The organism is Sedimenticola selenatireducens, assembly GCF_963675335.2.
Taxonomy (GTDB): Bacteria; Pseudomonadota; Gammaproteobacteria; order Chromatiales; family Chromatiaceae; genus Sedimenticola; species Sedimenticola selenatireducens.
The window spans coordinates 319,912-342,396 of the sequence record NZ_CAXXYC010000003.1; the positions used below are offsets into that span (position 1 = coordinate 319,912).

Sequence of the window (22,485 nt, forward strand, 5' to 3'; positions counted from 1 at the left end):
TCCCCCCGCTACTTCTTGCTGGTGCGCTCCCCTGATAGACGTCCGGCTCCCTGCCGTTGCGCCTTGGTTGATGGGCGGGCGCGGGTTTGTGTTTGGAGGGCCATGCTTCCGTTGTCACTACGCCGGCTTTTGATCCGGGTCGGGCGCTGATGGTTGTTTTTGGCCCGACCGGTTGTGACGGCCCTGTTGCCTTGCGGGTGTTTGCGTACCGATCTAAGGGGCTGTTTTTTGACCGTGCCGGTGAGTGGCCGAATGTTCTGCCCGCCCGCGGAAGCGGGGCGACCCAAGGCGCGGCGACGCTGTTGGGCGCTTCGCTCCGAAAGCGTTGCCGAACGGCGGCTGGACAGTACATCCGGTTGCCGCCTGCCGCTACCGAGCTGATTTCTTTTTGGTATTGATTTCGTCGTCGCCGGTCGCTTGGCCCCCGGTGGATTAGCGAATTGGTTCTGTCTGCCTGTTTTGGCGGACTTGGTAGCCACTCGCGGCTTTTCGGGATGCATGCGTTGTCGCTCAGTGAACCGGAACTTGTCCGGGCTGTTGCCCCGGTTCCCGTTCCGGACCGGGTTCCGGTTGTGGGCGTTGCGCTGTCCGGGGGCGGCGTCCGGCGCTACCTGCGGCCGGCCGGTGAGGGGCCGATTCGCACGGTAGTGCTCATTTTTCTGCGCTCCCCTCGTTGTACCCTTTTCAACAAGGCGCCGCTCGCCAAGGAGGTCTTGTTTAGCCGGAAAATCCCGCTGTCGCAACTGTAGTCTCTCTCCGGTCCGTTTGGCTGCGTGATCGCGCCGGTGTCTGGCCCGCTCCTTGCCGGGTTTATTGCGGTTGGAGAGATGTCTGACCCCCGCGTGTGGGCCGGTTTTTTTATGCTGGGGCTTCGATTTGGCCTGTGGTTTGACGGGGTGTCGCTGATGGTGTGGACGCTTGCTGTCGACATGTATCACCAGGTGGAATCGGTGCAGGAGGTAGTATCCGGGGTAATAGTGGCCTTGCCACCAACTCCCATAGGGCCGCCAGCCATACAGGTAGTCAAAATCATACGGGGGGCGACAGTAGGTCATTACCGGCGGACCGTAATTATCGTAATACTGTCTGATCGTGGTGCCACTGCAATCGCCGACCGAATCGTAAACGTAGCGCTCGGTGTAGCGGGGCCCCAACTCGCCTGGAATGGAGAGACCGAGTTTGGCAGCGAGGTCCTGCAACGTCTCGATCGCCTCATCCCGGGAGATCCCTATTCGCCCGGTATCGGCCGCCTCGCCAATGGCCAGAGCCAGTTCAGCCAAAATATCCGGTGTTATGGGGTAGTCGACGATCCAGCCATCATCTGGCGCTATACCCGCGGCATTCAGCCGATCTTCCGCCTCCTGCTCGCTCTCGACCTCCCCGAGGCCGAGGGCTTCAAACAGCAGGATGGCAAAATCGCCTTGCCGGACCAGGACCGGATCAATCGCCGAGACCGCGTTGTCCTCAACCGAGTGTTGTGCGGCAACCCAAGTGGGGAGTAGCAGCGCTACTGCTGCCAATAGCGGGATCAGCGCTCTCTTCATTACAACTCCCAACGGTGTTGTAAATCCCCTTTATCAAGAGAGTTAGACACTCGAGGTGGGGCGGGAGTGCCATGACCGGGTGGAACAGGGTATGCGATTGATGGTGCGGAATGGCCATTTCAGGTTCTGATTTTCATAAAATCAGGGGGTTAGTGGGAGCATTGCGACGCTAGAGGCATATACGAACTTCCCATTACCCGTGGCCTTATTCGAAGCACCCGGCACTCACCACATCGACAGATCACTCCAGTTTGATTTCATCAATCAGTTGGCGCATCTGCTGATAGTGGGTCCCTTTCCAGTAAATTTTGTGGCACTGATCGCATTGCCCGAACAGCTCCTGATGGGCGCGGGTGTGGGGCAACAGCTGATCCTGGATCAACGCCTTTGCCACCGGCCGGATCATGCCGTTGCAGTGCAGACAGCGGGTGAAGGGCAGAAACTGGTTGTGCAGGTCGAGGCGGTCGATGACCTCCCGCAGTTGCCGGCGGGGCTGGCGGGAGCGCACGAAGTAGCCGTGAGTGATCTGTCTGCGCATCAGCAGCTTGCGATCACAGGTGAGCAGGATGCGCTGCTGTGCAACTGAGATATCGGCCAGGGTGGGATCGTCATAATCGTTGCGATACAGGGCGTCGAAACCGAGCATGCGCAGGTAGGCGGCCAGGCGGCCCAGGTGGGCGTCCAGTACAAAACGGGTGGTACGCAAGGGGCGGGGGCGCAGATGGGTGAGCGGGGTGATGTCCAGGGCCTCAAACACCGGGTAGACGCTGATTCGATCACCGTCCTGCACCTGGTAGTGAAAATCCACCGACTGGCCGTTCACCAGAATGAGGTCTATCTCGGTATGCGGCACGCCCAGTGATTCGACCAGATCCTTGATCGAGCCGGTTTTCTTGTGGTGATGGACAAATTCAATCTTTTGCCTTTCGGCGGGCAGAAAATCGTTCAGCTCTTCGTAGAAGCGCAAGTGGAGCCGGAGTGCTGGTGTCGGCATCCGTCTGTTACTCGTCAAACGCTGCCGGTGACTGGTCCACCAGCGGCACGAACGCGACGCTAAGGATGTCGCGGGTGTGGGTATGACCCTGCGCATCCTTGGTTACCAGCAGCAGTTGCTGGGACATACGGAAAGAGCCAACCGGGATGACCAGCCGTCCGCCGGGCGCCAGTTGTTCCTTCAAGGCCTCGGGTATGTACGGAGCGGCCGCAGTGACCAGTATGCCGTGGTAGGGCGCATGTTCCGGCCAGCCCTGATAGCCATTGCCGCAGCATGGCTGGATATTGGTATAACCCAGCCGTGCCAGCCGCTGGCTGGCGGATTCGCTGAGTTCCGGAATCAGCTCCATGCTGTACACCTTGCGGTACAGCAGCGACAACACCGCTGTCTGGTAACCCGAGCCGGTGCCGACTTCAAGCACAGACTGATCGGGTTCCGGTGCCAGCAGATCGGTCATCAGGGCCACGATATAGGGCTGGGAGATGGTTTGGCCATGACCGATCGGAAGCGGACCGTTGTCAAAGGCCAATTTTTTCATTTCATCCGGAACAAACTCATCGCGTGGCACCCGGGCCATGGCGTCCATGACCCGCTGGTCCAATGACGCCTTGCCGATCAGGTGGCGGGTATAGCCCACTTCACTGTTGATGTCGGCCAGCATCTGCTGCGTGTCGCTGCGGCGTGACAGGGACATGGGTCACGCCTGCTTCTGATACGTCCCGATCAGCTCCGCCTGGGCGACGATATGGCCTTGCATCGCCGTCTCCAGTTGATTTTTGGTCGGCTGTTGCAAGTCATCGAGCATGCTTTCCAACGCATAGAGTTTGAAGAAGTATCGGTGCCGGCCAATCGGCGGGCAGGGACCACCGTAACCGGTGCGATGCCAGTCGTTGAGACCCTCACGGGTACCGGCCGGTAGCTGGGCCCTGGTGACCCGCTCGGGCAGAACGGCTGTGGTGGGCGGCAGGTTATAGAGCAGCCAGTGCACCCAGGTCATCTTCGGTGCAGCGGGATCGGGCGCATCCGGGTCGTCAACAATCAATACCAGACTGCGTGCGCTGTCGGGGACGTTGTCCCAGGAGAGCGGTGGAGAGCGGTCCTCCCCCGTGCAGGTGTAGATAGTTGGGATCTCGCTGCCATTCTCAAAAGCGCTGGATGTCAGAATAAGAGTCATGGCGGTCTCCTTGTTCTCTTTTGCGTGGCTGGTTTCCATGCTTGTGTGGCCAAACGCATGTTGGCTAAATTGGACCTTTTCACCCGGTGCGAATTGCCTGATCAATACCATAGAACAAAATTGAGGGTAGTGTTTATCGGATACGTGTCGGGGCTGCCGGCAGATAACAGCGGCGTGGAATCGACGGTCATGGCAGGCAAGAAGCCGTATCCTGGCTATTGTGTCGACAGCTGCCCGCGCATTTGCTTCAATAGACGACTGTATCGATACAAGTAGCAATGTCCTCTATGCCTGTACAGCGTCCACAACAGCAGACCGGAGCCGCCCGTGTGATCTACCTCGCACTGGGCTGGCTGTTTTTTGGTCTGGGTATGCTGGGAGTGGTATTGCCGGTACTGCCTACTACGCCCTTCCTGTTGCTGGCGCTCTGGGCCTTCTCCAGAAGTTCGGCCCGGCTACACCACTGGCTCTACCAGCACAGGATTTTTGGTCCTGCGCTGCAGCGCTGGCATCAGCACCGGATCATCCCGATGCATGCGAAACTGTTTATCGTACTGGCCATGGGAACAAGTTTTGTCTATGTGATCGGTTTCAGCCGTCTGCCAGCAGGTATTAACTTCGTGGTTGCCATGATCATGATGGCGGTTGCAACCTATCTGCTTAGCCGGCCCAGTTCATTGAAGCCAGAGGAAGAACGGACTGAATAATCAGGCTTTGGTTAGACGCCTCGTCGGCAGTCACGGGTGGAGCATCCCTATAAATAGCGCCAATCGACAAGCCAGGCTAAACCGCTGATAAAACAATACAGTTTCAACTATCCATCCATCGCTCAGCAGCGGGTCATATCACCCCGGAATAGCGGGGCATAGAACCCGTTACACTTGGTCATATTCCTCTGCGAACAGAAAATTTGGCATTTGAGCGCATATTGTTTTATGGCCCTGTTTTTGCTGTTATTACTTGGATAGCAGCATATATTAGCTATGGGCTGCCTTCTTTGGTCGGGCTAGGTTTGTTCCTACACTACTGCTTCGCAGCGAGGGAATCTCTGTTGTGTGGTGTGTATTAATCATGTCGTGTGATCACTATGAACCAATCGCAAAAGGAGTAAAGGCGTTTAAATGCGTAGTGTCCAGTATTTATTGATGCGCTCCGTCTGGCTGCTGTCGGGAGTTGCACTGCTTCTGCTCTTTGTCAGCCAGGGACTTCTGATCTATAGCGCATGGGACTATGCAGCGCGTATAAAGCCAATACAGCAGCATATGGACTATCTGAGAATGCTTGAAGTTGCCGATTTTGATATACGCACAAAGTTGGTTAATCTCCTTGACTCGGAAAGTGGATTTTTGGACCCTGATGAGACTGCGCGGCAAACAGAGCAACTTCGCGACCTGATCATATTTCGAACCAGTCTGGCAAAACCGACCTCAGATGCACTCAACTATGCCTTGACGCAACTGGAAGCTTTTGATGGCAGGGATCAGGTTGCGCTAAGAAAATCCATGTCCGCGATGCGAAGCGCCCTCAACCAGGAGCTTAATGCGCATCAGTCATTGATCTCCTCTTTTTATATGAATGCCGAGCGGAAACAACGCTTTGCGATCGGCCTTGCATTCGGGTTTCTGATTATTTCAGTCATGCTATGGGCAATGGTACGTCAGCGCATAGTTTTGCCGTTAAGTAAACTCACTGATCAGATGATGTTGCTGACAAGGCGTGATTACTCCGAATTGGAAGTCGAAGATGCAGATCCGATGCTGTCTGGAATAATAGAAAAATATAACCATATGGCGAAGCGGTTAAAGATATTGGAGTCTGCACAACAACAACGGGAGGACACCCTGGCCACCGAGGTGCGAAACACAAGTTATCTACTGTTACAGCAGCAGTATCGGCTGTCACAGGCCGAACGGCTCGGAGCAGTGGGCGAAATGGCTGCGGGTATTGCCCATGAACTGCGTAATCCACTGACAGGTGTACAGATGGCCCTGGATAATATACGCGGTGACATGCCGGATGAGAATTTGGCTGAGCGTATCGACCTGGTTGCGAGCGAGGTAAGGCGTGTTAACCAGCAACTGAATCATCTGTTGGATCAGACAAGACAACGACCGGAGTTACCGACAAGTGTAAATATTCATGAGGATTTGAAGAGCCTCATTTCGCTGGTTAAATTCCAACTTTCAAGAGAGATTACGCTAGTTCATGAGGTAGATAAACAACTGACATGTCAGTTGCCGCGCAATCGGTTTCGTCAGGCGCTGCTAAATCTGATTTTGAATGCCGGTCAGGCACTGAATGAAACACCCGGAAAAATAACTGTGCGGGTTGTTGAAAAGGGTGATTTGCTTGAAGTCAAGGTAATGGACAGCGGTCCCGGGTTCTCCGCATCGATGCTAAATACAGGAATACAGCCTTTTCACACTGGGCGTTCTGATGGCACTGGGCTAGGCTTGGTGATGGTGCGTCGAACTATTAGCGATTTCGGTGGGGAAGTCCATCTGAGTAACCAGGAGGAGGGCGGCGCTTGTGTGACTCTGACAATGCCCTGTAATAAGAATGGCTAAAACGATACTGATTATTGAAGATGAACCCCTGTTGGGTGCCGAGCTTAAGCGCCACTTTGAACGGGTAGGCTGGCGTGTGGAATTAGCTGAACAACTGGGGCTGGCAAGAAGCAAGTTGTTTGATAAGGGGTTACTCCCCCCTGTCGTACTCGCAGACATGAATCTTCCTGATGGAAATTCACTTGATTTATTGGAAGAGGTAAAGCAGAACAAAATCGTTGGCGAGTGGATATTTCTCACCGGCTACGGCAGCGTTGCTGATTCGGTACGCGCGCTACGGTTGGGGGCTTATGATTTTCTGGAAAAGCCGGTGGACTTCGAGCGGCTGGATTTGGTGATCAGCGGCGCAATGCGCAGCGCCATTGCCCAACGACGCCTGTATGATCAGTTGGAAACCGGCAGTCGTCATTTTACCGTGGAAAGTTTTATCGGCCGAAGCAGTGCCGCCGAGCAGATACGGGCGATTTTGCGAAAACTGATTGATACACCCATCTCGGCCTTGATCGTCAGCGGAGAGACTGGCACGGGCAAAGGCGTTGTGACCAAGATTCTGCATTACAGCGGACAACGTCAAGATGCTCCAATGGTTGAAGTCAACTGTTCGGCACTGCCGAAAGACCTTCTGGAATCTGAACTGTTCGGCCATGAAGCCGGCTCCTTTACCGGAGCCAAAGGACGGCGAAGAGGTCTTTTTGAACAGGCGGATGGCGGTACATTGTTTCTCGATGAGATTGCAGAAATGCCTGTTGACTTGCAGTCCAAGCTGCTTAAGGCTCTGGAAGAAAAAAAGTTCCGCCGGGTAGGCGGTGACCGGGAGATTCAGGTAGATGTGCAAGTGATAGCGGCGACCAACCGTGATTTGCTTACTTGCATTGAAGAAGGGTTATTTCGTAAAGATCTTTATCACCGGTTAAGTGTCTACCAGTTGCGGGTTCCACCGCTACGTGAGCGGGTGATTGATCTGGAACAGCTGGTGCCGTTATTTATCGCTGAGTTTAATGCAAAGTCGGGTAAGAGTGTTTCTGTGATCGGCGAAAGGGTCTGGGAGAAGTTGAAGGCGCATAGTTGGCCGGGTAATGTGCGGGAACTGCGTAATGTCATAGAGCGTTGCGTGCTGTTTTCAGACACCAATGAACTGCCTGTTCAGTGGCTGCATTTGCAACCAGAAATTTATGCCCCTGAGGAGAGCGTCACCGTCCCCGGGGGGTCACTCTCCGGCCCCGATGCGGTAACACCGGATCATCAATTTATACATGTGCCACTTGATGGTTCCATGGGGCTGGATGAAATGGACAGGTTTATTATCTGTGCCGCATTAGAGCAGAATCAGCACAATGTTACCGCGACAGCCAGAATGCTCAATACTACTCGCGACACGCTTCGCTATCGTATCAATAAATATGATATCCAACTCCCGGACGGCGCTTAACACGACATCGTCACTCTTCAGCAATAACCATCCACAGAGGCCATTCGCGGCCGGTTTACAATGTCTCTCGTTACTCTTTTCAATGCTCATTATTTTGGGTGATTTGTCTCTCCGGTAATTGGGCGGTATCACCCGATGGGTGATATCACCGGTTGTTGATAAATATATAACATATTGATTTATTAGATAAATAAGTGTTGGCACTTATTCTGCTTGATACATCCCAAGTCCAACCAGACGTACCGGCATCCATCCAGTGGTTAATCTACTGGAAAGGTATGCAATACGTAGTCGGCTGAGCGGACACAGTAATAATGCGTCGGTTCCGCCAGGGATGACAAACTGAACAATTAGATTATGGAGACATATATTATGAAGCGTTATCCAATAAAAGCGATTGTAACCGCTTGTGCTATCGCATTAGCCACCGCCAGTACGCCGTTACTGGCTGACACAAGCAAAGACAGCTCTTCTGACCTATGGGCCAAAGCATCACTCGCCACAACCTATACCCTCAATCGTCATCTTAACCCTTTTGATATCGACATTGAGGTAAACAATGGAGTGGCGACGTTGCGCGGTACTGTCGATGATATGGTTGAGCGTGATCTCGCTGAAGAGCTGGCTCTGGGCGTTGAAAACATCCGTGAAGTGGATAATCAGTTGAAGGTCAATCCCAACCCGGTTGACTCAGACGGCACGGTCAAAAAAGACAATAAAGATACAGAGCGTAGCTTTATGCGCAAGGTTGAGGATGCCAACGTGACAGCCAAAGTAAAGTCCCAGCTGTTATGGAACAGCAACACAGACGGACTGGATATCACCGTTGAAACTCACGATGGTGTCGTCATGTTATCCGGTTATGTGAAATCGGATGCTGAATCACAACTGGCCGAGCAGATTGCACGCAATACCAATGATGTCCGAGAGGTGAAAAACCAGCTGCAGATTGACAAACAGAAAGTACCGTTGGATGTTGCGGCCGAACGTAAAACCGAAGAGGCCGCTCAAAAGATTACCGACGGCTGGATAACGACCAAAGTAAAATCGGCACTGCTGTATAACCGTACGGTAGATGGCACCGATATCAATGTGGATACGAAAGACGGTGTAGTCAGCCTGCGCGGTCATGTGGATAGTGATTTCGAACGCAAGCAAGCCATCGCAATCGCCAGCAATGTTAAGGGCGTGAAGTCCGTAACAGATGAGCTTAAAGGCAGTTAGTGGAATAACGGGAAATCACAGGATTGATCATAGGGCCAGGGATGGCGGTGCCGGTATAAAGATTCCTAGCAGTCACCGAAGGAGTATGTTATGAGCAAGTCCAATTCAGCAGAAAAACAAAACCACCAAAGTGACAAGGAGACGATATCCCGTCGGGTTGCCGAAGAGTTGCATGAACGTATTGATCAAGCCGCCGATCGGGGCGACGAGTTTGAGCGAAAGCTGCATGAACGCGGTGCGGAAGTGCAAGATAAGGCACGGAATTTGAAAGGCGGTATCAGCAGGATAGCGCATGACAATCCCTGGGCGCTGGTTGGTGGTTCGGTGGCGTTGGGTATCCTTATCGGCTCACTGGCAAGTCGCCGTTGAGTGACTGATGCAACAACCTGAGAGTACTTCGGTGCAAGCGGCAGACAGTGCTACAAAACCAAAATCCGGGTCGCTGCGTGATGCATTGGCTGATGTATTAGAGAGTAGCCGTCGACAGATTACGGAACTACTGGAACTCATTACGCTTGAAACCAGGTATTCAGGATTGATGCTGGGGGTTGTTCTGGCCATGGCTGTGATGGCTGTGCTTGCCGTATTCAGCATGTGGGGATTGTTTTTGGCCGCTACAGTTTTATGGTTGCTTGCATCAGGGTGGAGTTTGATAGCCTCGCTGGTTACTTTAGCTGCAGCCAATGGCATGATTCTGGGCCTTGCTGCATGGCTGATGCATCGAGCTGTTGTGCGCATTGGTTTTGCCGGCACCCGACATGTATTGGGGTTGGATGAGTCTGATGTTTCCAAGTGAATCGCAAATCCGTGCCCAGCGAGAAAAGGCGAACAGGGCAAAGTTAAGCGCAGTGCAGGCGCGGGTAGGTTTAAATCGATCGGTGCGTGCTTTGGCGGCTTCTCCGGCGGGATTGACTACGGGGTTTATCCTGGGAATGGGAGTTGGCTGGTTTCTGAATTCTCGTCCCGCACCCAGGTCCGGCAGGGGCTATCGGTTACCATCAATCAGCTTCCTTTTACCACTGTTGCAAATTATTCATTCACAGTTGAAAGACGGAACATAAGAGCGAGGCCGACATTGACTTATACGGATAAACATTCAGAAGTTGATGTTCGGTATGACGATCGAAACGAAGCCGTTGATACCCCGGTCAGCCGTTCAATGACTACTGCATCCACCGGCAGCGACCACACAAGCACTCTCTCCGGACTCAGTATTGAGGCCAAACTGCTGGTTGGTCTGATGTCGCTGGCGGTTGTCTATACCTTGTCTGTAGCGCAGAAGTTCCTGATTCCTGTGGCACTCTCATTTCTTCTCAGCCTGGTCCTGGCGCCCGTAGTCAGGTGGTTGGAACAGTTACATGTACCCAGACCAGCGGGTGCGGGTGTTATCGTGCTGGTCATGGTGGCGGGATTCAGTTATGGGGTATCAGGTTCTGTTGCACCGGTGAGTAATTGGGTCGAAAATGCTCCACGCGTTCTGCGACAACTCGAATTAAAAATCTACCCGATCAAGAAAACAGTCGAGGTGGTGAGTGAGACTGCCGAGCAAGTAGACCGTATCGCATCGGTGAATCCAAAACCAACGGTACAGGTCAGTGAGCTAAGTTTTCGTGAGGTGCTATATGCCAATACCCAGGGTCTGGTTACGGGTACGGTAATGGTCACTTTCTTGCTCTATTTCCTGCTCTCCTGGGGGCGAATAGTGCTGTTTCGAATTGCCCGATTGCTTCATGAACATGGAGCAAGGCATCAGTTTTTGGCGCTGTCGGCGATTCTGGAGGGCGAAGTCTCCAAATACCTGGCCACCATCGCGCTAATTAATTTCTGCCTCGGCATCATAGTCGCCGCGGTGCTGTTTGCATTTGGAATGCCCAATCCCCTGTTGTGGGGAGCCGCCGCTGCGCTGTTTAATTTCATTCCTTACCTGGGTGGCATGACAACGGCTATCCTGCTGGGTGCGACCGCGTTACTTACCTTTGACGGTTTTGCTGTTCCCGTGCTGGTAGTGGCTTCATTTATCGGCTTGACGATTATTGAAGGCCAGATTGTAACCCCCTTAATACTGGGCAAACGGCTGGCACTTAATCCACTGGTGGTCTTTCTGAGCGTGGTTTTCCTGTTCTGGTTATGGGGCGTTCTGGGAGCCTTGATGGCAGTTCCCATGTTAATTACGCTCAAGCTGATTGGCGACCAGGTGGAGTCACTGCGACCTATTTCAGTTATTGCCGGCAGGTAAGTGGCCATGTGCATTATCGGTCGGTTGTTGTGTTGCTAAAGCTGCAATGTAATGTCGATATGTGGAATCGGACTGCTTGCAAGCTGCAGCATTACTCCGCGTCTGCCGGCAATTCATACATGCGGTTTACCTGAAAAATAGGCTCGACGCCAATCATTAACACTGTCGTACCAGTAGGCGGAGATTGTTAAGCTTATGGAACTGTTGACCGACTCACTGTTACTGGCCCGTTTGCAGTTTGCATTCACTGCGCTGTTTCATATCATCTGGCCGGTATTGAGTATTGGTCTTTCCCTGTTCCTGCTGTTGCTTGAGATATTGTGGTTAAAAACAGGTGATGTGGATTATTACCGCCATCTGCGCTTTTGGATACGGCTGTTTTTGCTCAATTTCGTAATCGGCGTAGTCACCGGACTGCCGTTGCAATTCGAGTTCGGTACCAACTGGGCGCCTTTCGCAAAGGCCGCCGGTGGATTCTTTGGTAGTGTACTCGGCTTCGAGGCGACCATGGCGTTTATGCTGGAAGCCGGGTTTCTTGGGATTATGGCCTTTGGGTGGAATCGGGTTTCGCCCGCCATCCATCTATTTTCGACTGCAATGGTCGCAGTGGGGGCGTCACTCTCTGCATTTTGGATTATGTCCGCGAACGCCTGGATGCAGACCCCGGCGGGTGGCCATATGGTCGACGGCAGTTTTGTAATCGAATCTTTTTCCCAGGCGATATTCAATCCAAATATGCCAATCGCGGTTTCTCATATGTGGCTGGCCTGTCTCGAGACGACACTCTTTGTGATTGGTGGTATCTCAGCCTGGTATATTCTGCGGCGGAGAGAGGGCGCTTTTTTCCTCAAGAGCTTTCGCCTGGTATTGCTCGGAGTTTTGATTGTCACTCCCCTGCAGATACTGCTGGGACACAGCAGCAGTATCGCACTGTTCGAACAGCAGCCGATCAAGGCGGCCGCTGTTGAGGCACACTGGCAAACCAATCCACCAGATACTGGAGCTGCATGGTCGCTATTGGCCTGGCCGGATCAGGAGGCACAGGCCAACAAATGGAGTATCGAGATACCCAATGCCCTGAGCCTGTTGGTCACGCAGGAGCGGTATGGTGAGGTAAAGGGACTGCGTGACTTTCCACGTATGGATCAGCCACCGGCGTTGCCATTGCTGTACTACAGCTTCCGAATTATGGTGGTTATCGGTTTTTACCTTTTTTTCCTTGCCGGCTGGTCGCTCTGGTTGTGGTACCGGGGTAATCTGTCTTCCCACCATATAGGCTCCCGGAAAGGCTTGCTGCGTTTGTGGGTGGCGGCCATTCCGCTTGGATATATTGCCGTTGAATGTGGATGGATTGTGCGTGAGGTCGGCAGACAGCCGTGGGCCATTTATGGCCTGTTGCGGACTGTGGACTCCGCTTCTCCATTACCGGCGGCAACGATTGCCGCCAGTCTGGTCGGGTATGTTGTAATTTATACAATCTTGCTGGCGACCTTTATAGTATTTGCGCGACGTATCCTGGAGGCTGGGCCAGATATGGCGTTGCAACCCACGTCACAACATTCTGACCAATGCGAGGCCGGGTGATGGAATTATCGAGCTGGTCTCTTGGTGATATCTGGTTTTGTATCCTGGGTTTGTTCCTGGTGCTGTACGTGGTGTTGGATGGTTTTGACCTGGGGATCGGTATTATTTCACTGTTTGTCAGGAGTGAGCAGCGCCGTGACATGATGATGGCCAGCCTGGGCAGTGTATGGGATGCCAATGAGACTTGGTTAGTGGTTTTTGCAGGGGCTCTTTTTGGTGCATTTCCGGCGGTGTATGGAATCGTCTTACATGGACTCTACATTCCAATCATTCTGATGTTATTTGGGTTGATATTTCGCGGAGTGGCTTTTGAGTTTCGTGCACATGCCCGGCACAAACAGTATTGGAATTACTGTTTTGGTGGTGGCAGTCTGTTGGCCGCATCCATGCAGGGTGTCGCACTGGGTGCGCTGATTGGTGGTATTCCCGTTGAGGAAATGGCTTTTAATGGCACTGTTTGCACTGGTGGTCACCGTTTGCGGTGCTGACCGCTGTCGGTGTGGTGTTTGGCTATATGTTGCTAGGCGCCACCTATCTGATTATGAAAACCCAGGGTCGGCTGCAACAGCACGCACGTCGCGTCGCAAAAATCACCGCATGGCTGACAGTGGCAATAAGTCTTATTGTTTCTCTATGGACACCGATGCGGTTTGATTATATTGCGCAGCGTTGGCTTGAATGGCCGACATTACTCTATCTTGCTCCATTGCCCATTGCAGCCGCAGGCAGCTTTCTTATGCTGTTACGTGCAATAGACAAGGGTTATGAACACACTCCATTTTTCTGGAGTGTCGGTATATTTATCTTCGCCTTTATCGGACTCGTGTCCAGCTTCTATCCGTTTCTTATTCCTCCATCCGTCATGATGGCAAATGTTGCCGCATCAAATAATACGCTGCTGTTCATGCTTGCCGGTATAGGACTGTTGATCCCCATTATGATTTTTTATAATGGTTTTCAATACCGTGTATTCCAGGGGAAGATCAAAGTCGATGACTATGGAAATTAAACTACCATGGCATTACTACTGTGTCAGTAAAGAGGGTTTCTCTTGATACAAAAAGAGCAGGCAGACGATTTACCGAACGACTGTAGTCAGACAATGCTGATTAAACCATGGATATGGCATGCGAGTTGCTGTTATTACCATGGGACCACAACAAAAATCACAAAATTGTTGTGTGACATAACGGCTGTTTAAGGAGGAATATTCTGATGAAAACATTACTGTCGAAGATAAGCGCCGCTTTTCTTATTCTTGTTGTGATGAGCGCAACGTTGTTTGCCCTGACAGGTTGCAATACAACGGCGGGTATGGGTAAGGATATTGAAGCGGCCGGAGAGGCCATTAACGAAGAAGCGGAAGAAAAGAAAAATTACTGAATGACCTGATCGACTCCTTGTCTTCATCTGAACAATGTCCCTGCTTGCCTGAGCGATTTCAGAAGGAAACATTGTTCAGATGAAACGGGTTAAATCCCCCGTGGCCCAGGGTGTATTAAGCCGCGCGGGGTGTATTTAACCCGTATCCGGCATAATCATTACGGTATGCATTGAATTGATATTGTGGGTTGAAAAGCGGAGAACACTTCCGGTTTACGGGCAAGTTCTCCCTTGCCGAAGTGGCTGACATCTGTATTGGCGTATTACTTGCCTAGTTACAGTCAGGTTAACGGAAAGGGAGCTTACTCATGACTACTTATCAACTATCAACTTCCGAAATACCCAGGCAAAAATACACCATTCACTCGATATCGGTGACGCGCCCACTACATTGGTTACGCGCGGGCTGGCGGGATTTTGTTGAACGTCCGGTATTAGGGGTGATCTATGGCCTGTTAGTGACCATCACTGGTCTGCTGATGACTTTTGGCTTGAATTCCATCGGCATGTTGTACCTGGTGCCGGTATTGTGTGCCGGTTTTTTACTGATCGCGCCAATAATGGTTGTCGGCCTTTATGCAGACGCCAAGCAGCGGCAGTTGTCAAATGCCTCCCAGGCCGAGAAAATGGGCCGAATCCTGTATTACAACATGAGCAGTATAAGTGGTATGGGTATTATCCTGATGCTTGTTTTCATCAACTGGGTAATGCTTTCCAATTTGATGTTGGCAGGTGTGCTCCATCAAATGCTCCCTACGTTGGGAGGCAGTACTGAATCCCTATCGATCTTTTACTCAAACCTGCCCTTCCTCTTTGTCTATATTGGACTGGGTGCGATACTCGCCGCACTGGTATTCAGGATCTGTGTCATTTCAATTCCAATGCTGGTTGATCAGAGCGTTGATACTTTCAATGCGATCTTCGTAAGCTGGAAGGCATCAGGAGAAAATGTTGCCGCCATGACCTTCTGGGCACTTCTGATTGCCGGCCTCTGCCTGATCGGCTTTCTGACGCTGTTTCTTGGTCTAATAGTGATTATCCCGGTGCTGGGTTATGCCTCCTGGCACGCCTATCAGGATCTGTTGAGACCAATAGCTCCATAAATCCGGTGTTAAGTATATTTCCACCCGGCGGTGTCAGTCGGGTGGTTTGGGGCATTACCAATACTGCCGAACAGTGGTTTCATTTTCTGTGGATGGGTCGGGTGTTACCAGCCCTGACAAACCAGTGGCGATATCATTGTCCATAACGGCAAGAACGATATCGTAGACAACTGGGCGAATACCCCCATTCATCGGGTGGACACACCCTGTAAATTGCGGCTGATTTGTGACACATCATTAAATACCCCTAAATATTAATGACCTGGTCTATTGGTATGACTGTTGCAGCAACTTATATATGACGCAACCAGGGCGGCCCATTTTGAGCCAAGTAACCGGCACCGGTACAGCGTCAGTAACTCCATATCAGTGCCAATAATTGAAGGTTACTCAAACACACTCCTTAGGAGATTGAAAATGAACTGGAATCAAGTCGAAGGTAACTGGAAGCAATTCAAAGGCAAAGCCCGGGAAAAATGGGGCAAGCTGACGGATGACGAACTTGACGTTATTGAAGGTAAGCGAGAGCGTCTTGTTGGAAAGGTACAAGAGCTGTATGGCAAGGCCAGGGAGGAGGCGGAAAAAGAAGTCTCCGAGTTTGAAAAGGGATTGTGAGTCAGTGTCATCAATATTAATTACGGATGCGGTCTATGCCGGTCTTTATCCTCATGAAGTCTGTGCAAGCAATACACAGGGCCGAAGGAGATCAATATGTTAAGTTGGGCAGTCACATTTTTAATTATTGCCATCATTGCGGCACTACTGGGTTTCTCAGGTATTGCCGGTACCGCGGTGAATATTGCCTGGATTCTGTTTGTTGTCGGTTTGGTTCTCGCGCTGGTATTTTTCGTTATCGGGCGGCGCCCACCGGTATAGTTTCGTATCAAAGCTGATTATAAATAACCCGAGCGCCAAGATGGATCTTGGCGTTCGGGTCTGGCATGACATGCCACTTTTAATGTGCCGTGAATTACAAAGTATTATTGACGGGTATGCTGTAACAGGTCTCCTGTCTCTTATTATCAAGTGCAGACATCGGGGGGTTACCCGGTCTATTTGTGTTAAAGGACAACAAATGGAGATACTGCCCATGGAACGGGATATTTGATAAATACTGCAAATACGCCACAAGTGACGTGCAAAGGCGTTGGCATATTGCTTCTAGTTTATCCTTCCTCTAAAAGGGTCGCGTAAATATGCTCATGGATAGCCCATCATGGTTTCTGCTTGTAGGCATATTGCTACTCGCGATGGGTTTGACCGCACCGGTTATCAAGCGATTACCTGTCACTTCAGCCATAATTTATCTGACTATTGGGATTGTTGCAGGACCGACAGGATTGGAGCTTTTTCACTTCAATCCACTGAAACAGTCGGGGCTGCTCGAGCTGTTGACTGAGATCGCCGTACTGATTTCATTATTTGCGGCTGGAGTTAAAATGCCGGTGCCTATGACGTATGCGCGCTGGCGAAATCCGATTCGACTTGCATTTTTCTCCATGGCGATAACAGTTGCTCTGGTCACGTTGTTTGGTCACTATCTGCTCGGCCTATCTGTTGGCGCTGCGGTGCTGCTGGGAGCCATTATTGCGCCTACTGACCCGGTTCTAGCCACCGATGTACAGATTCGACATCCCGGCGATCGCGATCGACTTCGCTTTGCATTGACTTGTGAAGCAGGCATGAACGATGGCAGCGCATTTCCGTTTGTTATGCTCGGTTTGGGGCTGTTGGGACTGCATGAGCTGGGTGACTTTGGCCTGCGCTGGATTCTGGTCGATGTGCTCTGGGCAACGATAGCGGCTATTGCTGTCGGTGTGGCGTTGGGAAGTGGGCTTGCGCGTCTGATTGCACATTTCCGGCGTCATCAATCGGAAACCGCTCTGTGGGATGACTTTATTGGTCTGGGTTTGATCGGTACGGTGTACGGTTTGAGTATATTGCTGAACGCCTGGGGTTTTCTGGCCGTATTTGCCGCCGCTGTAGCATTGCGGCAAACCGAACTCAAAATTGCCGGTAGTCACGATGAGCCTGATCAAAAACCACGGAACAACAAGCTGGTATCGGTCGATGATGATCAGCCGGTTCAGCATGTCAGCGAAGCCTCTCTGGTATTCAAGGAACACCTGGAGCGACTGTCAGAACTTGTGCTAATTCTGCTTATCGGTGGCACCCTGTTTCTTGATTCCTGGAGTTGGCGCGGCTTGGCTTTTGCCCTGTTTGTATTCGTCATAGCGCGACCGTTGAGCGTGTTGCTGGGATTGCTTGGCACCCGTACCCCCTGGAGAATTCGCGGACTGGTCGGGTGGTTCGGTGTGCGAGGTATCGGTTCACTCTATTACCTGATGTACGCTATCCAGCACGGTCTTCCTGAAGAACTGGGGGTGGAGTTAATTCATCTCACTCTTATTGTGGTAACCCTGTCCATTTTTGCACATGGAATCAGTGTAAAGCCGATGATCAGTCGTTATTGGGCGGCCAAGCGCACAGCACCCAAGTGAGGAAGGGTGTCGGTTATTTGCTGGTTTCTGAAGGGCGCACCATATACAGATTGATACGCTACACTATCTGCTGAACTATTCCGTAAAGTTGGAGGCACCTGATGTCCGAGTACAGCGCCCGGGTGATCTGGGAACGCGGCGAGGAAAATTTTCTGGATAACCGATACAGCCGTGGTCATCGCTGGGAGTTTGATGGGGGTCTGTCCATACCCGCTTCGTCATCGCCCCATGTGGTGCCGGTTCCGCTCTCGGTCGAGGCCAACGTGGACCCGGAGGAGGCGTTTATCGCATCGCTCTCCAGTTGCCATATGCTTTTTTTTCTCTCCCTGGCTGCCCAATACGGCTTTCTGGTTGATTCCTATGATGATGAGGCTGTTGGAGTGATGGGAAAGGATGCGGCCGGCAGGAGCGCGATGCTGCGGGTGGTGTTGCGCCCGGCGATCGTTTTTGGCGGTGCACGGAAACCGACGGCGTCGCAACTGGAGGCGCTGCATCACCAAGCACATGAATGCTGTTTTATTGCCAATTCGGTCAAGACAGATGTGGTGGTGGAGCCGACCTAGCCATTCGCCACTGCAGACCTGGGGGTATTGAGATGGATCTGATTCAGCAACGTACGGTGAATTGTCCCTATTGCGGGGAACCCCTTCTGCTGCTGCTGGACTGTTCTGTCCCCGAACAGGAGTATATCGAGGATTGCCAGGTCTGTTGTCGGCCGATCACCGTCACCCTGAACTGCAGTGATCCTGAGGATCTCTATCTTTCGCTCAGACGAGAAGACGACTGATTATCCAGCATTTGATTTGATAAGGAATCGTAGGAGCGGCTTTAGCCGCGAAGGTGTCGCCAGTAGCGCGCAGGTCACCGCTGCAGACGCTCCTGCGCGCAGTGAGGTTGTTTTCAGCCTGTTGATGGCCGTAGCAGATAAACCCGCTCACTCATTGCTGTTACACCTTTATTTTTAAACCGCGGGCTCTCCTGAAGAATATCCCTGGTCAGGATATTGTTGATCTCATAGCGGCCGGAATAGAAGCTGTGCACTTCATCCACATGAACGGAGAAGGGCGGGCCTTCCATTTCGTGCTGGGGATACTCCATGGTCACCAGCAGGATGGGACGGGGCGTGGGAAAGAGGGTCTGTAACTTTTTCGCGTAGGCCGGTCGCATGGCCGGGGGCATGGCGATCAGGGAGGCGCGATCATAGACCGCGTCGCAGTGTGCGACATCCTGGACATTCAAGGAAAAGAAATCGCCACAAAGAATTTCCAGTTCATCGCAGGACCAGTGCTCGATACCGTTTACTGAAGTGATTTCAGGATGGAGGCCGTTCTCCTGGAAAAAGTCGGTCACGGCAATCTGGCTGATCTCTATGCCCAGTACCTTGTAACCCTGCTCCAGCAGCCAGAGCATGTCCCGGCTCTTTCCGCACAGCGGCACAAAGACGGTAGAGCCGGCGGGTAACTGCAGTCGCGACCAGTACAGTTGCAGGTAGCTGTTGATCTCCTGCTGATGAAAACCTATCTGGTTGTTCTCCCAGCGTTCATGCCAAAACTGTTTGTCCATACATTCACCCTGTTGTTTATTCCGTCAGCCAGCTCCTGGGTTTCAGGTACCGCTCATAGAGCAACGCCTCTTCCGAGCCCGCCTCCGGGTGCCAATCATAGCGCCATTTGACCAGCGGTGGCATGGACATCAGTATGGATTCGGTCCTGCCGCCGCTCTGCAGGCCGAACAGGGTACCCCGGTCGAATACCAGGTTGAACTCCACATAACGGCCGCGACGATAGAGCTGGAAATCCCGCTGTCGTTCGGTATAGGGCTGGTCTTTGCGCCTTTCAATAATGGGCAGATAGGCCGGCAGGTAGTGGTCGCCCACACTCTGCATGAAACGGAAGCAGGTGTTGAACCCCCACTCGTTCAGGTCATCAAAAAACAGTCCGCCGATACCGCGAGGTTCATTTCGGTGGCGCAGATAGAAGTAATCATCACACCACTGCTTGAAACGGTTATAAGTGTCCTCGCCATATCCCTTACAGGCGTCAAATGCGGCGCGGTGCCAGTGTCGGCAATCCTCATCGTTGCCGTAATAAGGTGTCAGGTCGAAGCCACCGCCGAACCACCAGATCGGCGGTTCATCTTCCTGCTCCGCGATAAAAAAGCGCACATTGGCATGGGAGGTGGGCACGTAGGGATTCCATGGATGAATCACCAGTGACAGCCCCATCGCCTCGAATGCACGCCCGGCCAGCTCAGGACGATGTGCGGTGGCTGAGGGCGGCAGGTTTTCGCCCACCACATGAGAGAAGTTGACACCGCCCTGTTCGATCACACCGCCGTTATTGATTACCCGGGTGATGCCGCCTCCGCCCAGTCCATGCCGGGGGTCCCGGGTCCACTCATCAGTCTTGAACTTGGCCCGGCCATCGCTCTTTTCCAGGGCGCTGCAAATCTGTTGCTGAAGTTGTTGCAGATAGTTGCTTACGGCAGATTTGTCGGGACTGCTCATATTGTTAGTTCTCTTGGGAATCGTCTGGGCTACATGCCGTTGCTGAATTTTTTATGCTGGGTGATGCCGCTGGCGCGAATCGGTTTCAACGCCAGCGCGTAGTGGTCCAGCAGTGTCAGAGCCCACGCAATGCGTTCCCGAAAATAGGCGTCCGCATCGGTATTGTTGTCGGCCGGATCCTCGTTCAGTATCCCCTCCACGTGACGCACGATGATCTGCTCGGGTATATAGCAGATGCGGTTATTCTTATAGCTGCTCATGCGCAGCTCGGCCACCGGATAGGCCCCGCCATCACCCGATGATACGGTAACGATCAGGGCCGGCTTGTGTCCCACCTCGTTTTTGCTACAGAGCAGGAACAGGTTTTTCAGGCCGGCGGGAACCTGGCCGTGCCATTCGGGTGAGACCACGACAAAGGCATCACTGCTGCTAAACAGGCTGCGCATCGGTTGCAGGATCTCTTCCCACTCCGGGTCATCCTCCCAGATACGCTGGTCCCAAAGCGGAAGTGGATTGCCGGCGAGGCTGAAGATTTCCGCGGCATCGCAATAGTCCGAATCCTGCAGAACCTGGCGAATATGCCTGGCCACCTTCATGCTCTGGGAGGGATTGCGATGGCTGCCGCTGATTATGGTTATTTTCATCTCTCTTCCTGGGGTTTAAAAACGCCCACGTTTTGTGGGCTGTTAATAACCAACGATAATGGTAGGATATTGGGATGTCAATCATGAGTCCCTGTCGGGTTACGCCTTCGGCTAACGCGACCTACACGACTTTCGCACAGTAAGGTTGGATTAGCGCAGCGTAATCCAACGAGCCAGCTGGATCAGCCTGAGTTGTTCATCCTGAGGTGTGCTCAGGTAATGGATATTTCGAGATGCCGGCGGCGTTTGCAACTGGGCTGACCCTCTGGGAGTGTTTTCGTCCCGCCCGCTATCAGGGTGCGGTCTACCCACTTTCGCACGGAGAGCCGGTACCCATTGATGGTTGTTCCATTGAGCCGCTTGATGGTCTTCTCTGCCGTCTTGTCGGGATAAATATCGACCAACCCATGGAACTCAACACCACCGGTATCCATGTCGAGAATACGCACCAGCTTGCATTTGGCGACCGTGCCTCCGCTTCGGAAGGGCATGAACCACTTGGGTTTTACCGCGCCCTGAACAACGGAGAGAAGATCCTGCCGCGTAATCGCAGTGGGGACATGGGGTATTAATATTTTCATCTCATCCTTGTGTGATTGGCAGCTATTGCTGACACAATTATAAGCAACAATGCCGGTTAAGACGGTGAACTAAATGCTTATTTTGTGAATTTTCGCTTCAGAGGAATGGAGCCGGTCCGGGGTTATGGCGCCCCGCCGGTCGAATTTTCAGAGAGGGGATTAATATGCAGCGCTGAGTTTCAACTCAGAGAGGATCAGCTCGAACTTCTCGAATTTCGGATGGGTTTCAAGCCGCCGGTCGTTCTGATAGACGCGTCCCGCGGCGTCCAGTTGATAGACCGGGCGGTAGCCGGACTCGCTGACTGTCCTGATCTCATCGAACAGATTATCCAGCACCAGCGCTTCCTTGCCGCTTCCGATAATCAGTACCATGTGAGGTTCACCCGCCGGGGTGTGGACATAACTCAGTCTCAGCTGGTCTGTCGGGATCAATTTTCGTATTGCTGGGTCCAGCATCTTGGCAATGCTGATATCCTCACAATCACCGGTTTTGAGCTCTACGGTTTCAGTGGGGGATTGCCAGTGATCCCGCAGACTGTCCGGCTTGTAAGTCACGAACAGATTCCATTGACGGTTGATTTGCGCCAGCTCGGCCTTGCTGAGGTCACTCTGCAGCCTTTTTTGGTGGACCTTCTGCTGTACCGTCTGCGTCTTCATTTTATGGGATGCACAGCCACCCAGCAGGGCGGGCGCGGCCAGGCCGATGAGGAGGAAACGAAGCAGGGTTTTCATCAGTCTGACACCACCAAGGTCGGGCCTCTATTGAAGTGTTTGTGCGATGATTTTGCAGAAACTTACCCAAGGCTATCAAACAAGAAACAAATAATCCATATCTAAATAACCTAGTAACTTACTGTATTATCAAGAATAAAAGGATGAAGATGAACTTCCCGACAGGAGGGCGCTGCGTCTGTCGAACTTTCTTCAATCGCCGATGCTGCCCGGTTGCCGCCTTGTCTAGACTCCAGTTAGGCGCCAGGCGCTGGATAAATAGTCGTAGCGGGAATGTGGTCAA

The 22,485-nt window shown here is 52.3% G+C and carries 26 protein-coding genes; 18 read left to right on the forward strand and 8 right to left on the reverse strand.

Translation table 11 applies throughout. From position 1 onward, the window contains the following. Positions 1-8: 8 nt before the first annotated feature. From ACHZBF_RS05180 to ACHZBF_RS05195, 4 genes are all read right to left on the reverse strand, one after another. On the reverse strand, positions 9-1,544 hold the full coding sequence (locus ACHZBF_RS05180) for a hypothetical protein (protein WP_321527825.1): 1,536 nt from the start codon (positions 1,542-1,544) through the stop codon (positions 9-11). Positions 1,545-1,785: 241 nt separating this feature from the next. Next, a complete protein-coding gene (locus ACHZBF_RS05185) occupies positions 1,786-2,538 on the reverse strand; it encodes a Mut7-C RNAse domain-containing protein (protein ID WP_321527826.1) in 753 nt (250 codons plus the stop codon). 7 nt (positions 2,539-2,545) lie between these two features. After that, positions 2,546-3,232 (reverse strand): protein-L-isoaspartate(D-aspartate) O-methyltransferase, encoded by a 687-nt coding sequence (locus ACHZBF_RS05190; protein WP_273440954.1) that lies wholly within the window; start codon positions 3,230-3,232, stop codon positions 2,546-2,548. A gap of 3 nt (positions 3,233-3,235) precedes the next feature. Next, positions 3,236-3,712, reverse strand: a complete 477-nt coding sequence (locus tag ACHZBF_RS05195; RefSeq protein WP_321528465.1) for a YbhB/YbcL family Raf kinase inhibitor-like protein — start codon at positions 3,710-3,712, stop codon at positions 3,236-3,238. 287 nt (positions 3,713-3,999) lie between these two features. Between ACHZBF_RS05195 and ACHZBF_RS05200 the strand changes: the two genes are divergently transcribed. From ACHZBF_RS05200 to ACHZBF_RS05280, 17 genes are all read left to right on the forward strand, one after another. Beyond that, a complete protein-coding gene (locus ACHZBF_RS05200) occupies positions 4,000-4,419 on the forward strand; it encodes a YbaN family protein (protein WP_321527827.1) in 420 nt (139 codons plus the stop codon). A gap of 414 nt (positions 4,420-4,833) precedes the next feature. Beyond that, on the forward strand, positions 4,834-6,279 hold the full coding sequence (locus ACHZBF_RS05205; protein ID WP_321527828.1) for a sensor histidine kinase: 1,446 nt from the start codon (positions 4,834-4,836) through the stop codon (positions 6,277-6,279). Next, positions 6,272-7,708: a sigma-54-dependent transcriptional regulator gene (locus ACHZBF_RS05210; RefSeq protein WP_029134592.1), complete on the forward strand. Its 1,437-nt coding sequence runs from the start codon at positions 6,272-6,274 to the stop codon at positions 7,706-7,708. The genes ACHZBF_RS05205 and ACHZBF_RS05210 overlap by 8 nt, the downstream gene beginning before the upstream one ends. Before the next feature lie 372 nt (positions 7,709-8,080). Next, positions 8,081-8,932 carry a BON domain-containing protein gene (locus ACHZBF_RS05215; protein WP_273440957.1) on the forward strand — a complete coding sequence of 284 codons (852 nt, stop codon included), beginning with the start codon at positions 8,081-8,083 and terminating at the stop codon, positions 8,930-8,932. Between the two features lie 90 nt (positions 8,933-9,022). Then, positions 9,023-9,301 (forward strand): glycine zipper domain-containing protein, encoded by a 279-nt coding sequence (locus tag ACHZBF_RS05220; protein WP_037375918.1) that lies wholly within the window; start codon positions 9,023-9,025, stop codon positions 9,299-9,301. Between the two features lie 7 nt (positions 9,302-9,308). After that, positions 9,309-9,728: a hypothetical protein gene (locus ACHZBF_RS05225; protein ID WP_321527829.1), complete on the forward strand. Its 420-nt coding sequence runs from the start codon at positions 9,309-9,311 to the stop codon at positions 9,726-9,728. Between the two features lie 363 nt (positions 9,729-10,091). After that, on the forward strand, positions 10,092-11,168 hold the full coding sequence (locus ACHZBF_RS05230) for an AI-2E family transporter (protein ID WP_029134595.1): 1,077 nt from the start codon (positions 10,092-10,094) through the stop codon (positions 11,166-11,168). A gap of 195 nt (positions 11,169-11,363) precedes the next feature. Next, positions 11,364-12,752, forward strand: a complete 1,389-nt coding sequence (locus tag ACHZBF_RS05235) for a cytochrome ubiquinol oxidase subunit I (RefSeq protein WP_037375920.1) — start codon at positions 11,364-11,366, stop codon at positions 12,750-12,752. After that, on the forward strand, positions 12,752-13,240 hold the full coding sequence (gene cydB, locus ACHZBF_RS05240; protein WP_321527830.1) for a cytochrome d ubiquinol oxidase subunit II: 489 nt from the start codon (positions 12,752-12,754) through the stop codon (positions 13,238-13,240). Before ACHZBF_RS05235 ends, cydB begins: the two co-directional genes overlap by 1 nt. Next, positions 13,234-13,761 carry a cytochrome d ubiquinol oxidase subunit II gene (locus tag ACHZBF_RS05245; protein ID WP_321527831.1) on the forward strand — a complete coding sequence of 176 codons (528 nt, stop codon included), beginning with the start codon at positions 13,234-13,236 and terminating at the stop codon, positions 13,759-13,761. The genes cydB and ACHZBF_RS05245 overlap by 7 nt, the downstream gene beginning before the upstream one ends. A gap of 206 nt (positions 13,762-13,967) precedes the next feature. Further along, a complete protein-coding gene (locus tag ACHZBF_RS05250) occupies positions 13,968-14,135 on the forward strand; it encodes an entericidin A/B family lipoprotein (RefSeq protein WP_321527832.1) in 168 nt (55 codons plus the stop codon). A gap of 308 nt (positions 14,136-14,443) precedes the next feature. Next, entirely contained in the window at positions 14,444-15,238 is a 795-nt protein-coding gene (locus ACHZBF_RS05255) for a DUF2189 domain-containing protein (RefSeq protein WP_321527833.1), read from the forward strand. A 417-nt stretch (positions 15,239-15,655) separates the two neighbouring features. Further along, the gene (locus ACHZBF_RS05260; RefSeq protein ID WP_321527834.1) at positions 15,656-15,853 is read left to right on the forward strand and encodes a CsbD family protein; all 198 of its coding nucleotides are present in this window, start codon (positions 15,656-15,658) and stop codon (positions 15,851-15,853) included. Positions 15,854-15,949: 96 nt separating this feature from the next. After that, positions 15,950-16,114, forward strand: a complete 165-nt coding sequence (locus ACHZBF_RS05265; RefSeq protein WP_029134600.1) for a DUF1328 domain-containing protein — start codon at positions 15,950-15,952, stop codon at positions 16,112-16,114. Between the two features lie 320 nt (positions 16,115-16,434). After that, entirely contained in the window at positions 16,435-17,739 is a 1,305-nt protein-coding gene (locus ACHZBF_RS05270) for a cation:proton antiporter (RefSeq protein WP_335342950.1), read from the forward strand. 101 nt (positions 17,740-17,840) lie between these two features. Then, a complete protein-coding gene (locus tag ACHZBF_RS05275; RefSeq protein WP_321527835.1) occupies positions 17,841-18,302 on the forward strand; it encodes an OsmC family protein in 462 nt (153 codons plus the stop codon). 32 nt (positions 18,303-18,334) lie between these two features. After that, positions 18,335-18,526, forward strand: coding sequence for a CPXCG motif-containing cysteine-rich protein (locus ACHZBF_RS05280; RefSeq protein ID WP_037376186.1), 192 nt, complete (start codon positions 18,335-18,337; stop codon positions 18,524-18,526). 113 nt (positions 18,527-18,639) lie between these two features. Here ACHZBF_RS05280 and ACHZBF_RS05285 read toward each other — a convergent pair whose 3' ends face one another. The 3 genes from ACHZBF_RS05285 to ACHZBF_RS05295 are packed head-to-tail and all read right to left on the reverse strand — an operon-like array spanning position 18,640 to position 20,889. Beyond that, positions 18,640-19,302 (reverse strand): thiopurine S-methyltransferase, encoded by a 663-nt coding sequence (locus ACHZBF_RS05285; protein ID WP_029134914.1) that lies wholly within the window; start codon positions 19,300-19,302, stop codon positions 18,640-18,642. Positions 19,303-19,318: 16 nt separating this feature from the next. Then, complete coding sequence (gene hemF, locus ACHZBF_RS05290) at positions 19,319-20,245, reverse strand: oxygen-dependent coproporphyrinogen oxidase (RefSeq protein ID WP_321527836.1); 927 nt, start codon at positions 20,243-20,245, stop codon at positions 19,319-19,321. Between the two features lie 29 nt (positions 20,246-20,274). Then, positions 20,275-20,889 (reverse strand): NADPH-dependent FMN reductase, encoded by a 615-nt coding sequence (locus tag ACHZBF_RS05295; RefSeq protein ID WP_321527837.1) that lies wholly within the window; start codon positions 20,887-20,889, stop codon positions 20,275-20,277. 233 nt (positions 20,890-21,122) lie between these two features. Between ACHZBF_RS05295 and ACHZBF_RS05300 the strand changes: the two genes are divergently transcribed. Next, positions 21,123-21,461 carry a hypothetical protein gene (locus tag ACHZBF_RS05300; RefSeq protein ID WP_394707547.1) on the forward strand — a complete coding sequence of 113 codons (339 nt, stop codon included), beginning with the start codon at positions 21,123-21,125 and terminating at the stop codon, positions 21,459-21,461. A 168-nt stretch (positions 21,462-21,629) separates the two neighbouring features. Here the strand turns inward: ACHZBF_RS05300 and ACHZBF_RS05305 are convergent, their stop codons facing one another. Beyond that, a complete protein-coding gene (locus ACHZBF_RS05305) occupies positions 21,630-22,202 on the reverse strand; it encodes a transglutaminase-like cysteine peptidase (protein WP_321527839.1) in 573 nt (190 codons plus the stop codon). Positions 22,203-22,485: the final 283 nt, after the last annotated feature.

Coding starts and splice junctions, on each gene's coding strand:
- ACHZBF_RS05230 (WP_029134595.1), top strand. CDS start 10,092: ATGACTACTGCATCCACCGGCAGCGACCACACAAGCACTCTCTCCGGA.
- ACHZBF_RS05180 (WP_321527825.1), bottom strand. CDS start 1,544: ATGAAGAGAGCGCTGATCCCGCTATTGGCAGCAGTAGCGCTGCTACTC.
- ACHZBF_RS05260 (WP_321527834.1), top strand. CDS start 15,656: ATGAACTGGAATCAAGTCGAAGGTAACTGGAAGCAATTCAAAGGCAAA.
- ACHZBF_RS05215 (WP_273440957.1), top strand. CDS start 8,081: ATGAAGCGTTATCCAATAAAAGCGATTGTAACCGCTTGTGCTATCGCA.
- ACHZBF_RS05280 (WP_037376186.1), top strand. CDS start 18,335: ATGGATCTGATTCAGCAACGTACGGTGAATTGTCCCTATTGCGGGGAA.
- ACHZBF_RS05205 (WP_321527828.1), top strand. CDS start 4,834: ATGCGTAGTGTCCAGTATTTATTGATGCGCTCCGTCTGGCTGCTGTCG.
- ACHZBF_RS05255 (WP_321527833.1), top strand. CDS start 14,444: ATGACTACTTATCAACTATCAACTTCCGAAATACCCAGGCAAAAATAC.
- ACHZBF_RS05210 (WP_029134592.1), top strand. CDS start 6,272: ATGGCTAAAACGATACTGATTATTGAAGATGAACCCCTGTTGGGTGCC.
- ACHZBF_RS05185 (WP_321527826.1), bottom strand. CDS start 2,538: ATGCCGACACCAGCACTCCGGCTCCACTTGCGCTTCTACGAAGAGCTG.
- ACHZBF_RS05275 (WP_321527835.1), top strand. CDS start 17,841: ATGTCCGAGTACAGCGCCCGGGTGATCTGGGAACGCGGCGAGGAAAAT.
- ACHZBF_RS05195 (WP_321528465.1), bottom strand. CDS start 3,712: ATGACTCTTATTCTGACATCCAGCGCTTTTGAGAATGGCAGCGAGATC.
- ACHZBF_RS05265 (WP_029134600.1), top strand. CDS start 15,950: ATGTTAAGTTGGGCAGTCACATTTTTAATTATTGCCATCATTGCGGCA.
- ACHZBF_RS05250 (WP_321527832.1), top strand. CDS start 13,968: ATGAAAACATTACTGTCGAAGATAAGCGCCGCTTTTCTTATTCTTGTT.
- ACHZBF_RS05285 (WP_029134914.1), bottom strand. CDS start 19,302: ATGGACAAACAGTTTTGGCATGAACGCTGGGAGAACAACCAGATAGGT.
- ACHZBF_RS05235 (WP_037375920.1), top strand. CDS start 11,364: ATGGAACTGTTGACCGACTCACTGTTACTGGCCCGTTTGCAGTTTGCA.
- cydB (WP_321527830.1), top strand. CDS start 12,752: ATGGAATTATCGAGCTGGTCTCTTGGTGATATCTGGTTTTGTATCCTG.
- ACHZBF_RS05190 (WP_273440954.1), bottom strand. CDS start 3,232: ATGTCCCTGTCACGCCGCAGCGACACGCAGCAGATGCTGGCCGACATC.
- ACHZBF_RS05270 (WP_335342950.1), top strand. CDS start 16,435: ATGCTCATGGATAGCCCATCATGGTTTCTGCTTGTAGGCATATTGCTA.
- ACHZBF_RS05300 (WP_394707547.1), top strand. CDS start 21,123: ATGCCGGCGGCGTTTGCAACTGGGCTGACCCTCTGGGAGTGTTTTCGT.
- ACHZBF_RS05200 (WP_321527827.1), top strand. CDS start 4,000: ATGCCTGTACAGCGTCCACAACAGCAGACCGGAGCCGCCCGTGTGATC.
- ACHZBF_RS05305 (WP_321527839.1), bottom strand. CDS start 22,202: ATGAAAACCCTGCTTCGTTTCCTCCTCATCGGCCTGGCCGCGCCCGCC.
- ACHZBF_RS05225 (WP_321527829.1), top strand. CDS start 9,309: ATGCAACAACCTGAGAGTACTTCGGTGCAAGCGGCAGACAGTGCTACA.
- hemF (WP_321527836.1), bottom strand. CDS start 20,245: ATGAGCAGTCCCGACAAATCTGCCGTAAGCAACTATCTGCAACAACTT.
- ACHZBF_RS05295 (WP_321527837.1), bottom strand. CDS start 20,889: ATGAAAATAACCATAATCAGCGGCAGCCATCGCAATCCCTCCCAGAGC.
- ACHZBF_RS05220 (WP_037375918.1), top strand. CDS start 9,023: ATGAGCAAGTCCAATTCAGCAGAAAAACAAAACCACCAAAGTGACAAG.